General features: G+C 64.7%; 19 protein-coding genes and 1 pseudogene. 12 read left to right on the top strand and 8 right to left on the bottom strand.

Going from position 1 to position 19,902, the window contains the following annotated elements:
* Positions 1 to 4: 4 nt before the first annotated feature.
* Positions 5 to 764, top strand: a pseudogene (locus AC1D1F_RS11760) (class II glutamine amidotransferase); the annotation flags it as partial.
* A gap of 80 nt (positions 765 to 844) precedes the next feature.
* On the opposite strand, the gene AC1D1F_RS11755 reads toward AC1D1F_RS11760, so the two are convergent.
* From AC1D1F_RS11755 to AC1D1F_RS11740, 4 genes are all read right to left on the bottom strand, one after another.
* The gene (locus AC1D1F_RS11755; protein WP_477700726.1) at positions 845 to 1,846 is read right to left on the bottom strand and encodes an ABC transporter substrate-binding protein; all 1,002 of its coding nucleotides are present in this window, start codon (positions 1,844 to 1,846) and stop codon (positions 845 to 847) included.
* Positions 1,847 to 1,863: 17 nt separating this feature from the next.
* The gene (locus AC1D1F_RS11750) at positions 1,864 to 2,193 is read right to left on the bottom strand and encodes a 4Fe-4S dicluster domain-containing protein (RefSeq protein ID WP_477677793.1); all 330 of its coding nucleotides are present in this window, start codon (positions 2,191 to 2,193) and stop codon (positions 1,864 to 1,866) included.
* Entirely contained in the window at positions 2,190 to 3,842 is a 1,653-nt protein-coding gene (locus tag AC1D1F_RS11745) for an FAD-binding protein (RefSeq protein ID WP_477677792.1), read from the bottom strand. Before AC1D1F_RS11745 ends, AC1D1F_RS11750 begins: the two co-directional genes overlap by 4 nt.
* Positions 3,843 to 4,010: 168 nt before the next feature.
* Entirely contained in the window at positions 4,011 to 6,374 is a 2,364-nt protein-coding gene (locus tag AC1D1F_RS11740) for an ATP-binding protein (RefSeq protein WP_477677791.1), read from the bottom strand.
* A gap of 251 nt (positions 6,375 to 6,625) precedes the next feature.
* On the opposite strand from AC1D1F_RS11740, the gene AC1D1F_RS11735 reads away from it, so the two are divergent.
* Positions 6,626 to 7,828: a threonine ammonia-lyase gene (locus tag AC1D1F_RS11735; protein WP_477677790.1), complete on the top strand. Its 1,203-nt coding sequence runs from the start codon at positions 6,626 to 6,628 to the stop codon at positions 7,826 to 7,828.
* 21 nt (positions 7,829 to 7,849) lie between these two features.
* Here the strand turns inward: AC1D1F_RS11735 and AC1D1F_RS11730 are convergent, their stop codons facing one another.
* Entirely contained in the window at positions 7,850 to 8,332 is a 483-nt protein-coding gene (locus AC1D1F_RS11730) for a glycine zipper family protein (protein ID WP_477677789.1), read from the bottom strand.
* 122 nt (positions 8,333 to 8,454) lie between these two features.
* Here AC1D1F_RS11730 and AC1D1F_RS11725 point away from each other — a divergent pair, with 122 nt between their 5' ends.
* Together AC1D1F_RS11725 and AC1D1F_RS11720 are read left to right on the top strand one after the other, a co-directional pair.
* Positions 8,455 to 8,622, top strand: coding sequence for a hypothetical protein (locus tag AC1D1F_RS11725; protein WP_436155687.1), 168 nt, complete (start codon positions 8,455 to 8,457; stop codon positions 8,620 to 8,622).
* Between the two features lie 441 nt (positions 8,623 to 9,063).
* A complete protein-coding gene (locus tag AC1D1F_RS11720) occupies positions 9,064 to 10,926 on the top strand; it encodes a phosphoenolpyruvate carboxykinase (GTP) (RefSeq protein ID WP_477696117.1) in 1,863 nt (620 codons plus the stop codon).
* A gap of 147 nt (positions 10,927 to 11,073) precedes the next feature.
* On the opposite strand, the gene AC1D1F_RS11715 is transcribed toward AC1D1F_RS11720, so the two are convergent.
* Positions 11,074 to 11,589 (bottom strand): hypothetical protein, encoded by a 516-nt coding sequence (locus AC1D1F_RS11715; RefSeq protein WP_477696118.1) that lies wholly within the window; start codon positions 11,587 to 11,589, stop codon positions 11,074 to 11,076.
* Positions 11,590 to 11,763: 174 nt separating this feature from the next.
* Here AC1D1F_RS11715 and AC1D1F_RS11710 point away from each other — a divergent pair, with 174 nt between their 5' ends.
* Positions 11,764 to 12,720, top strand: coding sequence for a LysR family transcriptional regulator (locus tag AC1D1F_RS11710; RefSeq protein ID WP_477654414.1), 957 nt, complete (start codon positions 11,764 to 11,766; stop codon positions 12,718 to 12,720).
* Positions 12,721 to 12,741: 21 nt separating this feature from the next.
* Here the strand turns inward: AC1D1F_RS11710 and AC1D1F_RS11705 are convergent, their stop codons facing one another.
* Entirely contained in the window at positions 12,742 to 13,017 is a 276-nt protein-coding gene (locus AC1D1F_RS11705; protein ID WP_477675850.1) for a response regulator transcription factor, read from the bottom strand.
* Positions 13,018 to 13,022: 5 nt separating this feature from the next.
* On the opposite strand from AC1D1F_RS11705, the gene AC1D1F_RS11700 reads away from it, so the two are divergent.
* The 3 genes from AC1D1F_RS11700 (at position 13,023) to AC1D1F_RS11690 (ending at position 16,115) form a co-directional block, all read left to right on the top strand.
* Entirely contained in the window at positions 13,023 to 13,451 is a 429-nt protein-coding gene (locus AC1D1F_RS11700) for an autotransporter outer membrane beta-barrel domain-containing protein (RefSeq protein ID WP_477675849.1), read from the top strand.
* 643 nt (positions 13,452 to 14,094) lie between these two features.
* Entirely contained in the window at positions 14,095 to 14,973 is an 879-nt protein-coding gene (locus AC1D1F_RS11695; protein ID WP_477696119.1) for a hypothetical protein, read from the top strand.
* Between the two features lie 152 nt (positions 14,974 to 15,125).
* Positions 15,126 to 16,115 (top strand): Bug family tripartite tricarboxylate transporter substrate binding protein, encoded by a 990-nt coding sequence (locus tag AC1D1F_RS11690; RefSeq protein ID WP_477696120.1) that lies wholly within the window; start codon positions 15,126 to 15,128, stop codon positions 16,113 to 16,115.
* A gap of 31 nt (positions 16,116 to 16,146) precedes the next feature.
* Here the strand turns inward: AC1D1F_RS11690 and AC1D1F_RS11685 are convergent, their stop codons facing one another.
* A complete protein-coding gene (locus tag AC1D1F_RS11685) occupies positions 16,147 to 16,335 on the bottom strand; it encodes a hypothetical protein (RefSeq protein WP_436155678.1) in 189 nt (62 codons plus the stop codon).
* A 171-nt stretch (positions 16,336 to 16,506) separates the two neighbouring features.
* Here AC1D1F_RS11685 and AC1D1F_RS11680 point away from each other — a divergent pair, with 171 nt between their 5' ends.
* Genes AC1D1F_RS11680 through AC1D1F_RS11665 form a run of 4 tightly spaced genes read left to right on the top strand, consistent with a single transcriptional unit; the run spans position 16,507 to position 19,901 of the window.
* Positions 16,507 to 18,036, top strand: a complete 1,530-nt coding sequence (locus AC1D1F_RS11680) for a sensor histidine kinase (protein WP_477675846.1) — start codon at positions 16,507 to 16,509, stop codon at positions 18,034 to 18,036.
* Positions 18,037 to 18,067: 31 nt separating this feature from the next.
* Entirely contained in the window at positions 18,068 to 18,229 is a 162-nt protein-coding gene (locus AC1D1F_RS11675; protein ID WP_477675845.1) for a hypothetical protein, read from the top strand.
* On the top strand, positions 18,226 to 19,020 hold the full coding sequence (locus tag AC1D1F_RS11670; protein ID WP_477696121.1) for a 1-deoxy-D-xylulose-5-phosphate synthase N-terminal domain-containing protein: 795 nt from the start codon (positions 18,226 to 18,228) through the stop codon (positions 19,018 to 19,020). Before AC1D1F_RS11675 ends, AC1D1F_RS11670 begins: the two co-directional genes overlap by 4 nt.
* Positions 19,017 to 19,901: a transketolase family protein gene (locus AC1D1F_RS11665; RefSeq protein ID WP_477675843.1), complete on the top strand. Its 885-nt coding sequence runs from the start codon at positions 19,017 to 19,019 to the stop codon at positions 19,899 to 19,901. Before AC1D1F_RS11670 ends, AC1D1F_RS11665 begins: the two co-directional genes overlap by 4 nt.
* Position 19,902: the final 1 nt, after the last annotated feature.

Genomic DNA, 19,902 nt, shown 5'->3' with positions numbered 1-19,902 from the left:
GCCCATGTGCCAACTCCTGGGAATGAATTCGGCGAAGCCGGCGGACCTTCGGTTTTCGTTGACCGGCTTCGCCGCGCGCGGCGGCCTGACCGACCACCATGCGGACGGTTTCGGCATCGGTTTTTTTGAAGACAAGGCCTGCCGCCTTTTTGTCGATGCCCAGCCGGCGGCCACCTCACCGGTCGCCGAAATGCTCAAGCACTACGCGATCAAGTCGCGCAACGTGGTCTCGCATATCCGCAAGGCGACCCAGGGCGACCCGATGCGGCTGGAGAACTGCCATCCCTTTACGCGTGAGCTCTGGGGCCGGCACTGGCTGTTCGCCCACAACGGCGACCTGATCGACTACCAGCCGGACTCCGCCGGCAATTACCAGCCGGTGGGCACCACCGACAGCGAGCGGGCGTTCTGCGCGCTGATGGAAGAACTCAAGCGCATCAGCCCGCGCGAGCCCTGCTCGGCCGACATCGTGTTCGACACGCTGTGCGCCATGAGCGAGCGTACGGCCGAATTCGGTGTTTTCAACTATTTGCTGTCCAACGGCCAGTCGCTGTACGCGCATTGCTCTACGCGGCTGTGGTACCTGGTGCGTGAATGGCCGTTTTCCAATGCCAGCCTGGTGGACGCCGACCTCAGCATGGATTTCGCCCAGACCAACAACCCCGAAGACCGGCTCTGCGTGGTCGCCACCCAGCCGCTCACGCGCAATGAAAACTGGCAACAGATGCAGCCCGGGCAGCTGCTGTGGATGGAAGACGGCAGTATCGTGCGGCAGGCGCAGCTGGAAGTCACCGAAGCGATCCGGAAAAAGCACGAGGCCAGCCTGGCCTGCGTATAAGCCGGATCAGTCCGCCCCGGCCACCGTCCACTGCGCAAGGGCAAAGTCCCGCCGTATCAGGTTCTCGGCCAGCAAAAAGCGTTTCACTTCCTCGATCAGCTTGAGCCCTTCGGCCGGGTAAGCCGTGTCGGGGAAATGCGAGAGCGGGTAGGAGTCTTTCACCGCCCCCACCGGAAAGCCGCTGGCCTCAGCGTGGAAGGCGTAGTAAGCCGCGCTGTCGCGGCGTATGTCCTGCAACGCCAAGGTGCGCGCGCGGGCCCAGGCGGCCGGCAGCCCGGGCGCGCCGGCCAGCAGTTTGGGTGCGGCGATGATGACCGAGGTGCCGCGCAGGGTCGGATGCTTTTCGGCCTCATCGATCACCGGGTAGCCGCGTGAGGCCAGCAAGGGCCCCGTGTTGATGGGTGCGGCAAACGCCGCCACGGCGCCGCGCTCCAGCGCGGGCTCGCCGTCGCGCGGCAGCATGTGCACCACCTTGACGGTTTTCAGCAGGCCCGCCTCCTTGAGCAGGCCCAGCACGTAGCGGTGCATATAAGAGCCCAGCGCCACGCCCACGGTCTTGCCCTCAAGCTCCCTGACGGTTTTGACGCCGCCGCGCGGCGTGAGCAGCCAGACGTTCATGCCGACGTTGTCAAAACCCAGCAAACGCCCTTCAAAGCCCTGGGCGCGGGCGACGACGGCGGGCGTGTCGCCGTAGATGCCGACGTCGAGCTTGCCTGAGACAAAGGCCTCGTTGAGGTCAGGCCCGTTGGGAAACACGCGTGTGGCCACCTCGCCAAAACCGAGCGGCGCCAGCTCGCGCTGCAGCTGGCCCTGCTGCAAGGCCCAGCCCGTGGCCGAAGCTGGTTTTTTTCCGGGGCCGATAAAACCCAGGCGCAAGGCCTTGGGGGATGCGGTCTGGGCGCGGCCCAGAACCGGGACGGCCAGCGAGGCCGCCGCCGCGAGCGCGGTGCCAAGAAACCGGCGGCGTGGAGTCTTCAAACGAGCCACGGAAAATTTCAGGTCGGTCATATCAGTTAGCCGGCGCATCAGTGCGCCCGTTGCAGAAGTTCATAACTCGCGTCGGCCCCGGCGGTGGACTGCCGTCCCTTGCCCCAGCCTATGGCGCTGCGATAGCTGCCCATCAAGGCCTGCGTGCCGGCTGAGTGCTCGTCGACCACGGCGGCGTGGTCGGCGATCGGCGCGACATAAAGCGCATCCTCAGGGCAGTAGAGCTCGCACATGAAGCAGGTCTGGCAGTCGTCCTGCCGCGCGATCACGGGCGGGCCACCGGGCACGATGTCAAACACATTGGTGGGGCAGGCATGCACGCAGATATTGCAGGCGGTGCAGCGGGTGGCGCTGACGATTTCAATCATGCCGGCACTCCCTGCGCCGCGAGAGGCGCGTGGGCTGACGGCGCGTCGTCCACCGCATGCCTGCGCACCCAGACTTCATCGAGCCCGCCGCTGACCAGCCGGTGGCGCTGCGCCGGGTCGCTGGCCGTATGTTCCTTGCGCCTGTGCATGCCGCGTGTTTCGGTGCGCTGCAGCGCGCTGCGGTACATCCAGCGCGAAGTGGCGAGCATGGCTGCGGCTTCGCGGGCGCGCACCGCCTCCTGCGCATTGGCCGCGGGCGCACCCGCGCGCAGGCGGTGCCACAGCGCGTCGAGCCGCTGCAGGGAATCCTCCAGCAGGTCGCCGCGACGGTACCAGTTACGTTCATACGGAAACACCTCGGCCTGCACCGCGCGTATGACTTCGGCGCTGTCGGGTGCATGGCTGCCTTTGCCTTGCAAACCGACGCCGCCCGCGCGCAAGGCCACGCGCTGCGCCGCGCTGCGCACGCTGCGGCCGAAATCGGCCGCGCCCGCGCCGGCCCAGAAGCCCGAGGACAAGGCCCAGGCCGCGTTGTGGCTGCCACCGCCGGTGAAGCCGCCGCAGATCAGTTCGCGCGTGGCCGCGTCGCCGGCCGCGTAAAGGCCGGGCACCGTGGTCGCGCAGCTCTCGCTCACCAGGTGCAGGCCGCCGGTGCCGCGCACCGTGCCTTCGAGTCGCAAGGTCACGGGGAAATGCTGGGTAAAGGGGTTGATGCCCTGCCGGTCGAAAGAGACGAAAAAGTTGGGCTGGGCCGTGCGCATCCAGGCGCGTATGTCGGCGTCGGCCTTGTCCAGGCAGGCGTAGACCGGATGGGTCTGCAAGGTCTGGGCGATCACGCTGCGCCCGCGCGCGGAACCCGCGCCTTCAATCGGCGAGCCGTCCTGGTGGTAGAAGGTCGCCCAGTTGTAGAACAGCGATTTGGTGACCGAGGAAAACGCCGGGCCCAGGCCGTAAGCGTTGGAGAACTCCATGCCGGAGAGTTCGGCGCCGGCTTCGGCTGCCATCAGGTGGCCGTCGCCGGTCAATACATTGCAGCCCAGCGCGCGGCTCAGGAAGGCGCAGCCGCCGGTGGCGATGACCACCGCGCCGGCGCGCGCCACCCAGGTCTCGCCGCTCTGGCGATTCACGCCGGTGGCGCCGCAGACCGTGCCACCGTCATCGACCAGCAGTTCCAGCGCGGGGCTGTGGTCGATGATGCGGGCGCCGGCCGCCTTGACCTGCTTGCGCATCAGGCGCATGTATTCAGGTCCTTGCAGCGAGGTGCGGCGCAGCCGGCCGTCGGCATCGACCGGGAAGGGGTAGCCCCATTCGGTCAGCAAATCGACATTGGCCCAGGTCTGCGCCAGCACGCGGTCCATCCAGGCATGCTCGGCCAGATGCCCGCCCATCGCCAGGCGGCTGGCCTTGGCCTCTTCGCGCGCGGCACCGTCGGGCGAGACGTGCCAGAGTCCCGTCCCCGAAGGCGCGGTGGCGCCCGAGGTGCCGCAATAGCCCTTGTCGGCCAGCAGCACCGAGGCGCCCGTAGCGGCCGCGCTGACGGCGGCCCAGGCGCCGGCGGGGCCGCCGCCAATCACCAGCACATCCACCTCGTGCCGCACCGCGCCTGCCGCATTCGACAGCCGCTCCAGATCCCAATCCCGTGTTCCCATCGCCTGCTCCTGAAGTTGCGCCTGGGCGGCAACCGCTTTTTGAAACAGCGGAGGCGCCAGTGGTGTAACTCTAGGCAGGGCCGGGCAGCTTGCGAACGAAGCTTTCCGGTTAAAGATAGTTGGAAATGACAGGTTCCGCGGCGCACCTCACCCCGCAGCGGGCGGAAGTTACTGCAAGAAACCCATGTTGCGGCCTTCGCGCACCTCGGGCTTGATGCGGTGCTCGGCCTCAAGCTGCGCGAGGAATTCCTCGGCCGTGAACTCGGCCGCGAGGATGTCAACCTGGCGTTTGACGGCCGCGAAGTCGCCGGGGCACAGCTGGGTGAGCTTGCCCAGGCGCTCGCACAGGGCGCCGCCCAACAGGGCCGCGTCGCCGGCCAGTGCCTCGACCACAAACATGGCTTCGCGCTGCTCGCGGGTCAGCGGCATGAATTTGATCTTGAAGGTGAAGCGGCGCAGCGCCGCCTGGTCCAGGCTGTCAAACAGGTTGGTGGTACAGATGAAGATGCCGTTGTGGCGTTCCATGCCCTGCAGCATTTCGTTGACCTCGGTCACCTCGTAGGTGCGCTGGGCGCCGCGCCTGTCCTGCAGAAAGCTGTCGGCTTCGTCGAGCAGCAGTACGGCTTTTTCGGACTCGGCCTCGCGGAACATGGCCGCCATGTTCTGCTCGGTCTCGCCGACGTACTTGCTCATGAGGTCGCTGGCCTGCTTGATGATCAGGGGCAGGTCCAACGCCTTGGCGATGTGCTCGGCCAGCGCGGTCTTGCCGGTGCCGGGCGGGCCGTAAAAGCACAGGCTGCCGTGGCCGCGGCTCTTGAGCGCCTCGACGATGCGCGACACTTCAAAGCGCGACTCGACGTTGAGCATGGACAGGTCGTAGGTGGTGACGCTGCGCCGCCCCGCGCTTTCGGATTTGTTGCCCAGCGCAACGTCGGCGTTCTTGAGCTGCCGCTCAATCAACGATTCCATCAGCAGCGGCCGGCCGCCGGCCAGGATGGCCTGCATGGCGTCGCCGTCGACCTGCGCGTCGATTTTTTCCTCAGGCGCGCTGGCCAGCCGGGCGAAGCGGACGGCCGTGCGTATCTGCGCGGGCGTGAGGCCTTTGCGCGCCGTAAGCTTGGCCACAAAGGCATCGCTGACCTGCACACCCTCCAGCGTCTTGCGCACCACGCCCTCGCGCGCACCGGGCGGAGGCGAGCGCAGCTCGAGGTGGTAGGCGAAACGGCGGCGGAATGCCGGGTCGATTTGTTCGATGCGGTTGGTGACCCACAGCGTGGGCACGGTGTTGGACTCCAGGATCTGGTTGACCCAGGCCTTGCCGCTGACCGAGCCGCTGGCCGGCACCGGCAGTTGCTCGGAGCGCGCCATCAGCTGCGCGGCTTCGTTGGAGATCGGCGGGAACACGTCTTCCACCTCGTCGAACAGCAGGGCCGAGTGCGTGCTGCCCTTGAGGAAGACCTGCGCGATCTGCAATGAACGGTAGCGGTCGCGCCCGCTCAGCGAGTTGCCGTCACGGTCGGCGTATTCGACCTCGAACAGGTCCAGCCCGGCGGCCTGCGTGACGACCTTGGCCAGCTCGGTCTTGCCGGTGCCGGGCGGGCCGTAGAGCAGCACGTTGACACCCTGCTCCTTGGCGGCCACGGCATTGCGCAGCAGGGACACCAGCACTTGCGCGTCCTCCTGCACAAAAGCGAAATCGGCCAGGCCCAGGCTGCTGTGCGCGGCGGGGCGCGTGAAGACGGCCATCAGCTCGTTCTGGTCGCGGTATTCGCGCATCAAAACCGGCGGCAGTTTCTCGCTGACCTTCATGAGGTCGGCGAGGTCGGTGATGTTGTGCTCGGAGATCAGGTTCTCGACCATGCCTATGCGTTCGAGCCGCGAACCGGCGCGCAGCGCTTCGGCGACCTCAGGCGCTTTGACGCCGGCCACGTCGGCGATGGCGGCATAGGCTTCAGGGGCGTTGTTGACCTTGAACTCCACCAGCAGGGAGCGCAGGTCGCGCTGGTAGCGCGCCAGCGTGCCGTAGAGCAGCAGCGCACGCTCGGCGCGGTTCAGTTGCAGAAGGTTGGCCAGCGCATCGATGTTTTTTTCGACCAGGGTCGATTGTTTCTTGAGTGCGTGCGTCAGCCATTCGCCGGTGGCGGCAAGCACGGAAAGCAAATCCTTGGGCTGGTCTTTCGCGTGTTCATCGAGGTAGAAAAACAGCGTGCCCTCTTCGTAGGGGCCGCGCCAGGCGCCGTGCCGCGCCATGAATTCAGCGTCGGTCAGGCTTTCGTGGCCGCGCCAGAATTCGTTGTCCTTGCAGCGGCGGACCAGGAATTCGCGCAGGCGCTGCAGGGCGGGCAGGGGCCAGACCAGGTGCCGGCCGGAGAGCGAGAGCAGGCTGTTGAGGTCGCGCCTGACGTTGAACTTGGCGCCCTGGCGGGCCGCCAGCGTCAGCACGAAATGCGAACACATCAGGTCCAGCACCGGGGCTTCCTTGAGCCCGGGGGACAGCAGCCACTGCTGCTCGCTAACGGAACGCTTGCTCATGGACAAACCTCCCTGTTGCAACTACACCGCTGGTTGACATTGCCTATGCACCTTGCCTCATTGCGTGACCTATCACCTTGGCCATGAACGCCTGGGCGCCATGGGGCTCAACGAGGCTCCACCATAACGCAGCTTGAAGCATCATGGAAGACGCTACTTGAACCCTTCCGTGTGAAATGCGCCACAGAATCGCTAACGTTACACGCGGACAATCACCCGGCACAATCCCGTACATCGCCACAGAGGAAATCATGCTCAGCCTTACCGACATCGAACAGGCCGCCCAGCGGCTGCAGGGCCATTTGCTGGACACACCGTGCGTGGAATCCAGGACGCTGTCGCAGCTGACGGGCGCGCAGATTTTCCTGAAGTTCGAGAACCTCCAATACACCGCATCCTTCAAGGAGCGTGGCGCTTGTAACAAGCTCGCGCAACTGTCAGCCGACGAACGGCGACGCGGTGTGATCGCGATGAGCGCGGGTAACCATGCCCAGGGTGTGGCCTACCACGCGCAGCGCCTCGGCCTGCGGGCGGTGATCGTGATGCCGCGTTTCACGCCGGGCGTGAAGATAGAGCGCACCCGCGGCTTTGGCGCCGAGGTGGTGCTGCACGGCGATTCGCTCGACGAGTCGCGCGCCCACGCCCTGCTGCTGGCCGAGCGCGAGGGCCTGGTCTTTGTGCACCCCTATGACGACGAAGCCATCGTCGCGGGCCAGGGCACCGTGGGGCTGGAAATGCTGCGCGCCGTGCCCGAGCTGGACACCCTGGTCATCGCCGTGGGCGGCGGCGGCCTGATCGCGGGCATGGCCACGGCGGCCAGGGCCCTGAAACCCGGCATTGAAATCATCGGCGTGCAGACCTCCCGCTTCCCGGGCATGGTCAACGCCATCAAGGGCACCCAGCATCCGCAAGGCACCAGCACGATTGCCGAAGGCATCGCCGTCGGAACGCCCGGCGTCATCCCGCGGGCCATCATCGCCAAGCTGGTGGACGACCTGGTGCTGGTGGACGAGGGCGACATCGAGCAGGCCATGGTGATGCTGCTCGAGATCGAAAAAACCCTGGTCGAAGGCGCGGGCGCGGCCGGACTGGCGGCACTGCTCAAATACCCGGCGCGCTTTGCCGGCAAAAGGGTCGGCCTGGTGCTGTGCGGCGGCAATATCGACCCGCTGCTGCTGGCCGCCATCATCGAGCGCGGCATGGTGCGCGCCGGGCGCCTGGCGCGCATCAAGGTCAGCGTGCGCGACATTCCTGGCTCACTGGCGAAAATCACCGCCACCGTGGCCGACGCCGGGGCCAACATCGACGAAGTGCATCACCAGCGCGCCTTCACCATGCTCTCGGCCCAGAACGTGGAGATCGAGCTGGTGATCCAGACGCGCGGGCGCGACCACATCCAGCAGGTGCTGGCGGCGGTCAACGCGGCCGGCTTCGAGGCCTCGGAGCAGCACTGAGCGCGGCTATCGGCCGGCGGTTCAGTTCCAGCCGATCACCTCAAAGCCGCGCTCGCTGAGGCAGCGCTGCACAAAGCTGCGGTAGGTGCTGTTGGGCTTGTCGTTATGGAAAGCACCCGACACCGCGCCCGCCGAGCCGCCCACGGCGGCACCCGCGGCGCCGGCGCGCAGCACGCCTTCTCCGCCTCGCCCGGTGATCAGGGCGCCCACGGCCGAGGCCACGCCGCCAACGGCCGCGCCTTCGCCGGCGCGGCGGCCCACTTCATTGCCGCTTTGCGACGGGCTGAGCCCGGCGGCCGAGGCCCGCGACATGCAGGCATTGGCCTCGGCCTGGCCCTGGGCGTCGCCTACCCGGTTGAGCGTGGCGTTGGGATAGAGCACCGGCCTGGCCGAAGCGCTGTTGGGGCCGCCGGTGGCGCAGGCCGACAGCAGGGCCAGCGCGGACAGGGCTGCGCCGGCGGAAACGGCGCGCAGCCGGGATTGAAATGGGATTGGGGATTTCATGCTTTCCTTCCACAAACAGGCATGGCTAAAGGGTAACGCAAAGGCGGCGGCCGGCTTCTTTGCGGCCCATCGCGGCATGCGGGTAAAATCCGGCCAGACTTTCAAGCAATTCAGGAACCCCCATGTCCAGTCCAGCCAGCCACACCACCAATGCCGCCCACGACAGCGCCACGCCCGCCCAGGAGCAGGATGCCGTTGACGCCATCATCCCCGTGATCCCCATTGTTCTGCCCGTGGTCGGCGGCGTGCTGATGTTCCTGCTGGCCTTCATCGCCATCTACATGGCCTGAAACCCTCCCGCCTCTCCCTCGCTTTCCCCCAAAAGTCCGCACCCTGCGGACTTTTTTGTTTTCGGCCCCAGCGCCCTCTGACTCTTTTCCGGCCCTTTTCCGCAGCGAAAACCTCGGCCCGACAGCGCCCCATGGCATTCCATACCCCCATGTCATGACTGCCTGAACCCCTGCGCGCCATATGCATAACCTCATGCAAGTTATGCATAACTTTTGACGGTAACCGCAAGGTAACCTGCGCCGTTGTTCTTAAAATGAATTCTCAGGCCGACCCGTGGGAGGTGGGAAAAGCCGGTCCTTCCGACCGCTTTTTGCCTCACGCTGCGGCGGTCCGGAAGCCCTCAAGCCTTATTTCGACAAGCGTCTCAAGCACAGGACCATGGCCACGACTGCCGCGCGACGCTTCCCGAAATAACGCTTTTTTACTTTGGAGTTTTTTCGATGAACCAACCCGTGATGCAGGGCCTCAAGCTCAACACACCCAGCTACGTCAAGAACGCGAAACTGATCGCCTGGGTCGCCGACATGGTGGCCCTGTGCAAGCCCGACGACGTCTACTGGTGCGACGGCAGCGACGCCGAATACCAGCGCTTGTGCCAGCAGCTGGTCGACGCCGGCACCTTCAAGAAACTCAACGAGGCCAAGCGCCCCAACAGCTTCCTGGCCCAGAGCGACCCCAGCGACGTCGCGCGCGTGGAAGACCGCACCTACATCTGCTCGGCCAAAAAGGAAGACGCCGGCCCGACCAACAACTGGATGGCGCCCGCCGAGATGCGCCAGACGCTGCAACCCCTGTTTGACGGCTGCATGAAGGGCCGCACCATGTACGTGGTGCCTTTCAGCATGGGCCCGCTGGGCTCGCCGATCGCGCACATCGGCATCGAACTCTCCGACAGCCCCTACGTGGCCGTCAACATGAAGATCATGACGCGCATGGGCCAGGCGGTGTTCGGCGTGCTGGGCGTCGACGGCGACTTCGTGCCCTGCGTGCACACCGTGGGCGCGCCGCTGGCTGAAGGCCAGAAGGACGTGAAATGGCCCTGCAACAAGACCAAGTACATCGTGCACTACCCCGAGACGCGCGAGATCTGGTCCTACGGCTCCGGCTACGGCGGCAATGCGCTGCTGGGCAAGAAGTGCTTCGCGTTGCGCATCGCTTCCAACATGGGTCGCGACGAAGGCTGGCTGGCCGAACACATGCTGATCCTCGGCGTGACGAATCCCCAGGGCAAGAAATACCATGTGGCGGCCGCCTTCCCGAGCGCCTGCGGCAAGACCAACTTCTCCATGCTGGTGCCGCCGGCCGGCTTTGACGGCTGGAAAGTCACCACCATCGGCGACGACATCGCCTGGATCAAGCCCAGTGCCGACGGCAAGCTCTACGCCATCAACCCCGAAGCCGGTTACTTCGGCGTGGCGCCGGGCACCAATTTCCACACCAACCCGAACTGCATGGCGAGCCTGGACAGGAACGTCATCTTCACCAACGTCGCCCTGACCGACGACGGCGACGTGTGGTGGGAAGGCATGGAAAAAGACACCGGCGGCCAGCCCGCGCACCTGATCGACTGGCAAGGCAAGGACTGGACACCGCAGATCGCCAAGGAAACCGGCGCCAAGGCCGCCCACCCCAACGCACGCTTCACCGTCGCCGCCATCAATAACCCGGCCCTCGACAGCGCCTGGGACGACCCCAAAGGCGTGGCGATTGACGCCTTCATCTTCGGCGGCCGCCGCTCCACCACCGTGCCGCTGGTCACCGAAGCGCGCAACTGGGTCGAAGGCGTGTACATGGCCGCGACCATGGGCTCGGAAACCACGGCAGCCGCCACCGGCCAGGCCGGCGTGGTGCGCCGCGACCCCTTCGCCATGCTGCCTTTCATGGGCTACAACATGAGCGACTACTTCCAGCACTGGCTCAACGTCGGCAAAAAGCTGGAAGCCACCGGCGCGGTGATCCCGAAGATCTACACCACCAACTGGTTCCGCAAGGGCGAAGACGGCAAGTTCGTCTGGCCCGGCTACGGCGAAAACATGCGCGTGCTCAAGTGGATGATCGACCGCATCGAAGGCACGGGCAAGGGTTCCGAGCACATCACCGGCATCAGCCCCGCCTATGAAGACCTGAACTGGACCGGCCTCAACTTCAGCGCCGAGCAGTTCAACACCGTGACCAGCATCGACAAGGCCGCCTGGCTGAAAGAGCTGGAGCTGCACGCCGAACTGTTCAAGCAACTCGAACATCACCTGCCGAAAGAGCTGGGGGAGACCAAAGCCGCGATCGAGCGCCGCCTGGCTGCCTGATCGGCCTGCCATGCGGGTGCGGCGCACGACCTGCGCCGCGCCTCATGCCCCTGAAACCATCCGGCGACAGGGCAAAGAAAAAGCCACCTGACAAGGTGGCTTTTTTGTGGGCCGCCGCGGCGGGCTGCCCGGCATCCGGCGGGATGCTTAGATATAGCTGCGATGGTAGGCGCGCAGCACCGAGACACCGTTGACAGCCTCGGCACGCTCGGCCTTGACGGCGGGAGCGGCTGCGACTTCTTCAACATCGGCCGCGCGTTGCAGGGCCATTTGCAGATCGGCCATCACGCGGGGATCGTTCCGGGCGGCTTGCCACAGGCGCTGGTCGGCGCGGGCTTCGGCCAGGCTGCGCGACCAGCTGTCGAGGCCGGTCTTGACGCGGGCGGCGGCGTTGCGTGCGCTGCCGGCAAAAAGCGCCAGGGTGGCAAAGGCGATGGCCCACAGCGCGATCCACATCACCAGCAGATGGCCTTCGGTAACGCTGTCCATCACCTGGTAAGCCACCACCATAACGGCGGCCGCAACGGCGGACAAGAGCAGCGTGGCGAGGCCGCGGGTGCCGGAGAATGCATGGCCCAGCTGGCGTACGGCACCAAAGGCCGACTCAGCACGGACAACGCCGGGATGCTGTGTGGAATGTTTGATATTGACGAAGCTGGTCATGAGGAACTCCCGATTGGTTATCCCCGCCGGGACACAGATATCTCAGCGGGTAAGGGGATATTAGGGTTATCACTGATGTTACTCAACTTTATCTTTATGATGTGATTCATTCACAATAGTGATAATCCTGGGCCAAACCCGCTCACCTACCCCCTTCCACCCCCTTCCACTTCCTTGAATCCCCTTAATTTCCGGACGCTTGACCTGAACCTGCTTCGTGTTTTCGACGAAGTGATGGCCGAGCGCAGCCTGACGCGGGCGGCCCGCAACCTGTCGCTGACCCAGCCCGCCGTCAGCAATGCGCTGCGCCGGCTGCGAGAGACCCTGGGCGACGAGCTGGTGCAGCGCAGCGGCCAGGGCATGGCGCCCACATCGCGCGCCCTGGCCATCTGGCCGGCCGTGCGCGAGGCGCTGCAGCAGCTGCAAGAGTCGCTGGTCCCCAGCGAATTTGTGCCCGGCACGGCCAACACCACCTTTGTGCTGGCCATGGCCGACGCGACCGCGGCCGAGCTGATGCCCGGCCTGGTCGAAACGCTGGATCAGGAAGCCCCCGGCGTGTCGATGCGGGTGGTGCCGCTCACCACCCGGGACCCACGGCGCATGCTCGACGAAGAGACCTGCGATATGGCCGTCGGCTACTTTCCCTCGCTGCTGGCCGACCTGACCGCGCACGCGCAAAGCGGCGAACCCCTGCCCTTCCTGCACCAGCGGCTCTATGACGGCGAGTATGTCTGCGTGATGCGCAAGGACCATCCGCTGGCCACCGGCCCTTTCACGCTCAACCGTTTTTGCGCCGCGCGCCACATGCTGGTGAGCTTTTCGGGCCGGCCCTACGGCTTTATCGACGAATCCCTGGCCTCCCTGGGCCGGGAGCGGCATGTGGTGCTGACCGTCAACCAGTTCTTCACCGCGGGGCGGGTGGTGGCCAATTCCAACCTGCTCACCGTGCTGCCGCGGCATTTCGTCAGGGTGACTGGAATCGCCGACCAGTTGGTGCTGCGCCCGCTGCCGTTTGACGTGTCGCCGGTGCACGTGGACGCTGTGTGGCACCGGCGCTCGCAGCAACGCAGCGCGCATGCGTGGTTACGCCAGGCACTGGTGCGGGCGGCCGACCAGGCCTTCTCCGCCTGAGCTAGCCAGCCGGCACCAAGGCTAAATCAGCCCGGCACGGATCGCGAAGGCCGTCAGCTGGGCGCTGTTGTGCATGCCCAGCTTCAGCATCAGGTTGCGCCTGTGCGTGCGCACGGTTTCACGCTGCAGCAATAAGCTGGCGGCAATCAGTTTGCTGGACGCGCCCTCCGCCACCGAACACAGCACCTGCTTTTCGCGTTCGGTCAGCTTGCGCAGCTCGGCCAGCGCGTCGATACCCGGCGGCTGGCGCAGTGCGGCGATGGATTCGGAAAAGTGCGGGAGAGGCCTGCTATTCAATTCCGATGGACGGCTGGACGCTGCAACCGCTGGCCGGGCTTTCGCTCAGCAGAAACAAGGCCGATGGCTTCACCGAAACCGGCGCAGGGGCGCTCAATCTGCAAGTGGCCGGCCAGACCATCAACTCATCCAGATCGATGCTGGGCGCCAAGGCATCTTTTGATGCAGGCCGCATCCACATCGAGCCTCGCGTGATCTGGGCGCACGAGTTCGCTGACCTGAACGCACCGCTGACAGCGCAATTCCAGGGCGCGGCGACGGCCTCGCCTTTCCAGGTTTCGGGTGCGGCACTGAAGCGGGACACGCTGATCCTAGGGCTGGGCGCCAGCGGCAGCATCAGCAAAGGTGTGGACCTCTTCGCCGACGTTCAGGCTGAACACAATTCGGCCCAGCGCAAGCTGGCTGTACTGGTGGGTTTGCGCAGCCGCTGGTAGGCACGCACGGCAAGGGTTTATCGGCTTAAGCGCGTCCGGACCGGCGCAGGTCGCTGGCAGCATGCCAATCGATGCCGGCCCGCTGCGGCCTTCCGGTTTCAAGTGGCGGCACACAACGCCCCTGCAACAGCGGGCGATTCAAGGTCCAGGTCCCCCTATCCGGCGGCCTTTATTTAGCGCACCACACAGCTTTTTGGGCTTTCGGGCGCGGTCCCAACTCTCCCCGGCTAGCGCCATCTCATCAAATTAATTCTTTGGTTTTGCTCTTCGGCAATCGAGACATTGAACGTTGCCAAACGGTCTACTTGCAAAAAAATGTAACGTAAAGCAAAGTCAAACCAAGGCATGCGCCCCGGGAGAGCGTGCCTCACCAACGGAAGTTTCTCAAAGAGTGCTTGTTAAAAAATGTCAATGAGATGAGGAGGGTGGCGCTTGCAACCGGAACTGCGATGTCCTCCGGCGAGGCATGGCGTCAGGTTCCGCCGGCCTCAAGGCTTGAATTCACAACCGAACGGCATGGGCTGCTCGGCGATGGTGAACCCGACGCCCCGAAGCGGATGGCCGGGCTGCTGGCTCCTCACCCGTTAACCATTGATCCACCAACCCACCCAACCCATAACCTCATTCACCCACGTCATTGCTCATGGCTTACAAACAGATGCCCCCCATTCCCCTGGCGCCCCTTCCGCCTCCCAAACCCGTCAAGGATGGCGGGGCCCAGCGATACGACACCCTGGTTTTCCTGCTGATCGCCTGCCTGGTGATGGTGGTGGGAGGCAGTGCGGCGCGCTATCTGCTGGTGGACCGCCCGGCGGCCAAGGCGCAGAAGGAGGCCCAGCGGTTGATGCAGCAACTGATGGCCGACAACCACAAGAACCAGCAGCAGCTTGAACAAAAGCTCGCCGAGGCAAAGGCCCAGACCGAGGCATTGCGCGCCAACATGGAGCAGATGAAAACCGAGATCCAGCTGCCAAAGGCCGTGGCGGAACCGGTTCCCGAGCCCGCGCAGAAGCCGGTGCCCGACGCCCAGGCCGCGGAACGCAAGCGGCTGGAGCGGGTGAAGGCGGTCGATGAACTGGTGGACTCCCTGGCTCCCAACCTGCAGGTCAAGTTCCAGCAAAAGGTCGCCTGGCAGGACCACACCGTTTCCTTCGGTTTTTCCCTGACCAATGCAGGCCGCCGCGCCATCCGCGTGAGCCAGCCGCGCATCGCCCTGACCCTGCACCCGCTGCCGAATATGCGAGCCTCGGAGCTGGCACTGAAGCCCGGCGACATACGGGCCGACATTTGCCCCCCTGGAATGATCGGCCCGGGGGAGACGATCAACTGCAATGCGGCCCTGCGCGCCGAAGCGTCATTCACCGGCGTCGGCCATATCTCGTTTCGCACCATCATCTCGGCGCGCACGGACCTCCCGGCCAACAGCGAAACCTGGAAGACCGTGCGTTCCGCGTACAAGGACGCCTACCTGGAAGAGCGCATGGTCAAGGATGTGTCCCTGAGTGGAGAGCTGTGGCGCTGATCACGAGGCGGGGCGACGTGCGCAAGCGGCTATTGATTTGCCGGCGATATTCCGGCGCCCGGCGCGCACCGCCCCTCATTTGAACGGTTTTGGGGCCCTGGGGCACGGTTTTTGCACACAGTTTCGCACTCAACTGTCCGCAGGAACGCTCCATGTCCCACTTTGAACTTCGCCGGCCCCTCGCACGCCGCAGCGCGCTGAAACTTCTCGCCGGCAGTGCCGCGTCCCTCGCCCTGCCGGCCTTCGCGGCCTGGCCCGACAAACCCATCAAGATCGTCGTGACCTTCCCGGCCGGCGGCGCCAGCGACATCGTCGCGCGCGTCATGGCCGAACAACTCGGCAAAAAGCTGGGCCAGGCGGTGGTGGTGGACAACCGCCCCGGTGCGGGCGGCAGCGTGGGTGGGCTGGTGGTGGCGCAGGCGCCTGCCGACGGCTACACGCTGATGCTGAGCAATTCGACGCCGGTGTCCATAGGCCCGTTCGCGCTGGAAAAGCAGCCCTATGACCCGGTGGAGGGCTTTACCCACATCGCGCTGATCGGCAACGCGCCCTGCGTGGTCATGGCCAACCCGCATGTGCCCATCAAGACCATGACCGACGTGGAGGCGCAGGCGCGCAAGGCCGGCCGGCTGGATTTCGGCTCGGGCGGGCCGGCCTCCATCGGCCACATCTACGGTGAGTTGATGAAAAAAGCCATGGGCGTGAACCTGCAGCACATCCCCTACCGCGGAGGCGCGCCCATGACGACGGACCTGATCGCGGGCGTGATCCCCATCGGCATCGACGTGCTGACGGCGTTTGTGCCTTACTTCAAGAGCGGACAGCTGGTGCCGCTGGCGGTGACCTCGGCGGCGCGCTCACCGCTGGTGCCGGATGTGCCCAGCGTGCTTGAGTTCGGCTACCGGAAATTGGTACTGGACAACTTCTTCGGCCTGAGCGGGCCGGCGCACATGCCGGCCGACGTGGTGGCGCGGCTGAGCAGCGCCTGCAACGAAATACTGGCAACGGCAGAGATCAAAAAGAAGATGCTGGAGTTGGGCATCACCACCCAGGCCATGAGCCCGGCGGCGTTCACCGGCTTCGTCAGGGAGCAGGTGGCCGTGCTGTCGCCCGCGGTGAAGGGCGCGGGTGTGAAGCTTTGAGAGGGTGCTCCGCCTTCAGGCGGAGCGGGCCTCAGCGAACCACGCTGAGGTAGGCGCGAGCGGCGTCGCGCAGTTCCTGGGCTTGCTGGGGGTTGCGGCCGGCACGGGCTTCGGCGCGCTCCATCAGGTTGTGGGCCACGCCATTGACGGGGGCCACGCCGGCGGCGGAAGGCAGGAAACGGGCGATCTGGGCAAACAGGCTATACATGTCGAAAGTCACCCGGCAGAGGGTGAAAAGTTGGCGATGGATCAAGAATAAGGGTTTTCCCTAGGGTTTCAAGCCTAAGACGGGGCCAAACCCATGCAAAACATGCATAGTTTGATCCGCAGCCCCGCATGGCCGGGGTTTAACGGGAGGAAATCACGCGTCCCGAACGGCTATGCTCCCTGCATGCCCGCACCCTCCCCCGCATCGACGTCGGCTGTGACGCCGGCTTCGTTGCCCGGCGAGGAATTGCTGCGGCAGGTCGCCGCCAATATCGACGCCATGCTCTGGTCCTGGGACCCGGCCAGCGGCCGCATCAGCTACACCAACCCGGCTTTTGAGATTTTCTGGGGCCTGTCGGCCGAGAAACTGGCGGGCGATACGTGGCAATGGCTGGACCAGGTCGACCCCGCGGACCGCGACCGGGTGCGGCAGTTGCAGCAGGCCGTCATCAAGCGCAGCGAGGAATATCGCGTGCGCAGGCCCAACGGCGACGTCGCAAGGCTGAGCCAGCGCGCGCTGCCCATCCACAGCCCTTCGGGGCAACTGCTACGCGTCATTCACCTGGCCAACAACATCACCTGGCAGCTCGATACCTCCAAGCAATTGCGCGTGGAAATCGGCAGGCGCACCGACTCCGAGGCCAAATACCGCGCGGTGGTCGAAAACGTCAGTGAGGGCATCCTGGTCACGGCCGGCGGCCGCATCCTCTATGCCAACCCCAAGGCGCTGAAACTCACCGCGCTGGACGAGGAAACCGCCAAGTCCCGCCCCTTCATCGAGTTCATCCACCCCGACGACCGTGAGCGGGTGCTCGGCAACCACCGCAAGCGCCTGCGCGGGGAGAGCGTCGAAAACCACTACCAGTTCCGCGTGCAGCACAGCCAAAGCATCACGCGCTGGCTCGAGATCAGCGCGGTGATGTTCGAGTGGGAGGGCACGCCCGCCACGCTCAACTTCCTGACCGACGTGACACTCAAGCGCCAGGCGGAGGAAGACATGCTCAAGGCGCTGGCGCATGAGCGCGAGTTGTCGGAGCTCAAGTCGCGCTTCGTGGCGGTCACCTCGCACGAGTTCCGCACGCCGCTGGCCGCCATCCTGTCGTCCGTGGAACTGCTGGATGCCTACGGGGCGAGCTTTCCGGCCGAAGAGCGCCGCGAGCTGCTGGGCCAGATCAAGACCGCCGTGGCGCGCATGAACAACATGGTCGAGCAGGTGCTGTTGACCAGCCGCCTGGAGCTGGGCAAATTCAAGTTCGAGGCGGCCCCGCTGGTGGTGCCCGACTGGCTGGTGCAGGTGATGGCCGAGCTCGAGCGCGGCAACCCGCAGGCCGCGCGCGTATCCCTCACCTGCGACGGGCTGGACGCGCCGCGCACGGCGGACCAGCAGCTGTTGCGCCACGTGGTGATCAACCTGCTGGGCAACGCGCTCAAGTATTCAGACCCGGACACGCCGGTGAAATTCGCGGTCCGCGGCGTCGGTGAGCAGATGCACCTGCGCATCAGCGACCAGGGCATAGGCATTCCGGAGGCCGACCTGCCGCGCCTGTTCGGCAGCTTTCATCGCGGCACCAACGTGGGCAATATTTCCGGCACTGGCATAGGCCTGCACATCGTCAAGGAATGCGTGGACCTGCACAAGGGCGAGATCGAGGTCAGCAGCCAGCCCGGGCAGGGAACGACCTTCACGGTGCGGCTTCCGGCGCCGCTGGCCTGACATCGGGACCGTCTTCCCGCACAATCGGCGGGTGAACATCCAGCCTCTGGCCGACTTGCACCGAGAAAGCAACCCGAACTTCATGGCGCCGCAACCCTTTGATTATCAATATATTCTGAATAATTTTGAGCCGGTGTCTCACCTGCGCAATTCTGCGCACCAAATTTATACGGCAAAGGGCGCAGAACAATGAAAGAAATAAGTGATCTCTTCGCCGATCTTCTTCGCGATACGAAAATAAGACTCCTTCAGCTTCACCATGACGCAAACTGTGGGCATCTCGGCGGTAATTTCTCATGTATAGACGCACTGATGACGCTGCATCACATTGTGATGGCGCCAGGCGACCGCTTTGTTCTTTCAAAAGGGCACTCGGCTGGAGCTCTCTACGCCACACTATGGAGCCTTGGTCGCCTCTCTGATACTGATCTACGGACTTTCACGCGTGACGACACTTTGCTTCCCGGCCACCCTAGCGGCTCCGGCATTCCCGGGTTGATGTTTTCCACCGGATCTCTCGGACACGGTCCGTCGTTGGCGGCCGGCCTTGCTCTCGCGGCACGCCACAAGGGTCTTGATCATCAGGTCTTCTGTCTTTGCTCCGACGGCGAATGGCAGGAGGGTAGCTGCTGGGAGGCCCTTAACTTCGCCATCCATCAGCGGCTGAGAAATCTTGTCATACTCATCGACCAGAATGGCCTGCAGGGTTTCGGTCGCACGGCTGACGTGATCTCTTGTGACGATCTCACTCCACGCATAACAGCGTTCGGTGCTGACGTTCAAAGGATCAACGGCCACGATCCAGATGCCATCGCGAAAGCCATCGCCAGACCCGCCAATGGCGCTCCCCGGGTGTTGATTCTTGACACTGTTAAGGGGCGTGGTCTGCATTTCGAGGGCCAGCTGGAATCCCATTACCTGCCTTTGTCTGAGGCCAACTATGCAGCGGCCCTCAGCACCTTCGAACAGAAGGGCGCTCAATGAGAAAAGCCTTCGCAGACGCGGTTTTGGCGCACTGCAACCACGACGACTGGTTTTTCCTCACCGGCGATCTCGGTTTTATGGCCCTGGAAGAAGTCAAGTCCGCGTTTGGTAGACGCTTCGTCAATGCCGGGGTGGCCGAACAGAACATGATCGGCGTTGCGGCAGGGCTCGCGCGTGAATCCTTGCGCGTGATCGTCTACAGCATTGCCCCCTTCTGCTACGCACGTCCCTTCGAACAGATCCGCAATGACCTTTGCCTGGGCGGCCTGCCGGTGTGCTTGGTGGGAAACGGCGGTGGTTACGCATACGGCCATATGGGACCGACCCATCACGCACTTGAAGACTGTGCAGCGATGAATGCCCTGGGCGTGCGTGTGCTGGTGCCGGCTTTTGACAATGATCTACCTGCACTTCTTGCGCACCTTGACGAGCCTACTTATCTTCGCCTGGGCTACGACGTCAGGCCGGTTGGTCAAAGTGTGCCTGAGTACGCCCCCTGGCGAGAAGTTCTGCCCGGTCGCTGCGGCGCTATTGCGGCTCTTGGTCCGATTGCGGGCGTTGCCTGGCAAGCCTTGGCCGACCTTGATATCGATTCAAGACCGTCGGTATGGGCTGTGTGCGAGTTCAATGACGCCGAAATACCATCCAGATTTCTGGATCAGATAATTGGTCGTCCCCTTTACGTTCTGGAAGAACATGTTGCCCAAGGGGGACTCGGGATGAACTTGGCATTTGGCCTCGCCGCCCGCGGCTTGGCAGCGGGGCGCTTCGTTCATAGACCGGCTCTCGGCTATCCCACCGGTCGCTTCGGCTCCCAGGCTTTTCACCGTGCCCAGTGCGGGCTCGATGCGCCATCCATCCGTTCCATGGTCACCGGCTGAG

This window comes from Polaromonas sp. P1_H6, from assembly GCF_056405195.1.
The sequence above is the reverse complement of the archived record's forward strand: the minus strand, read 5'-3'. Positions and strand labels throughout refer to the sequence as shown.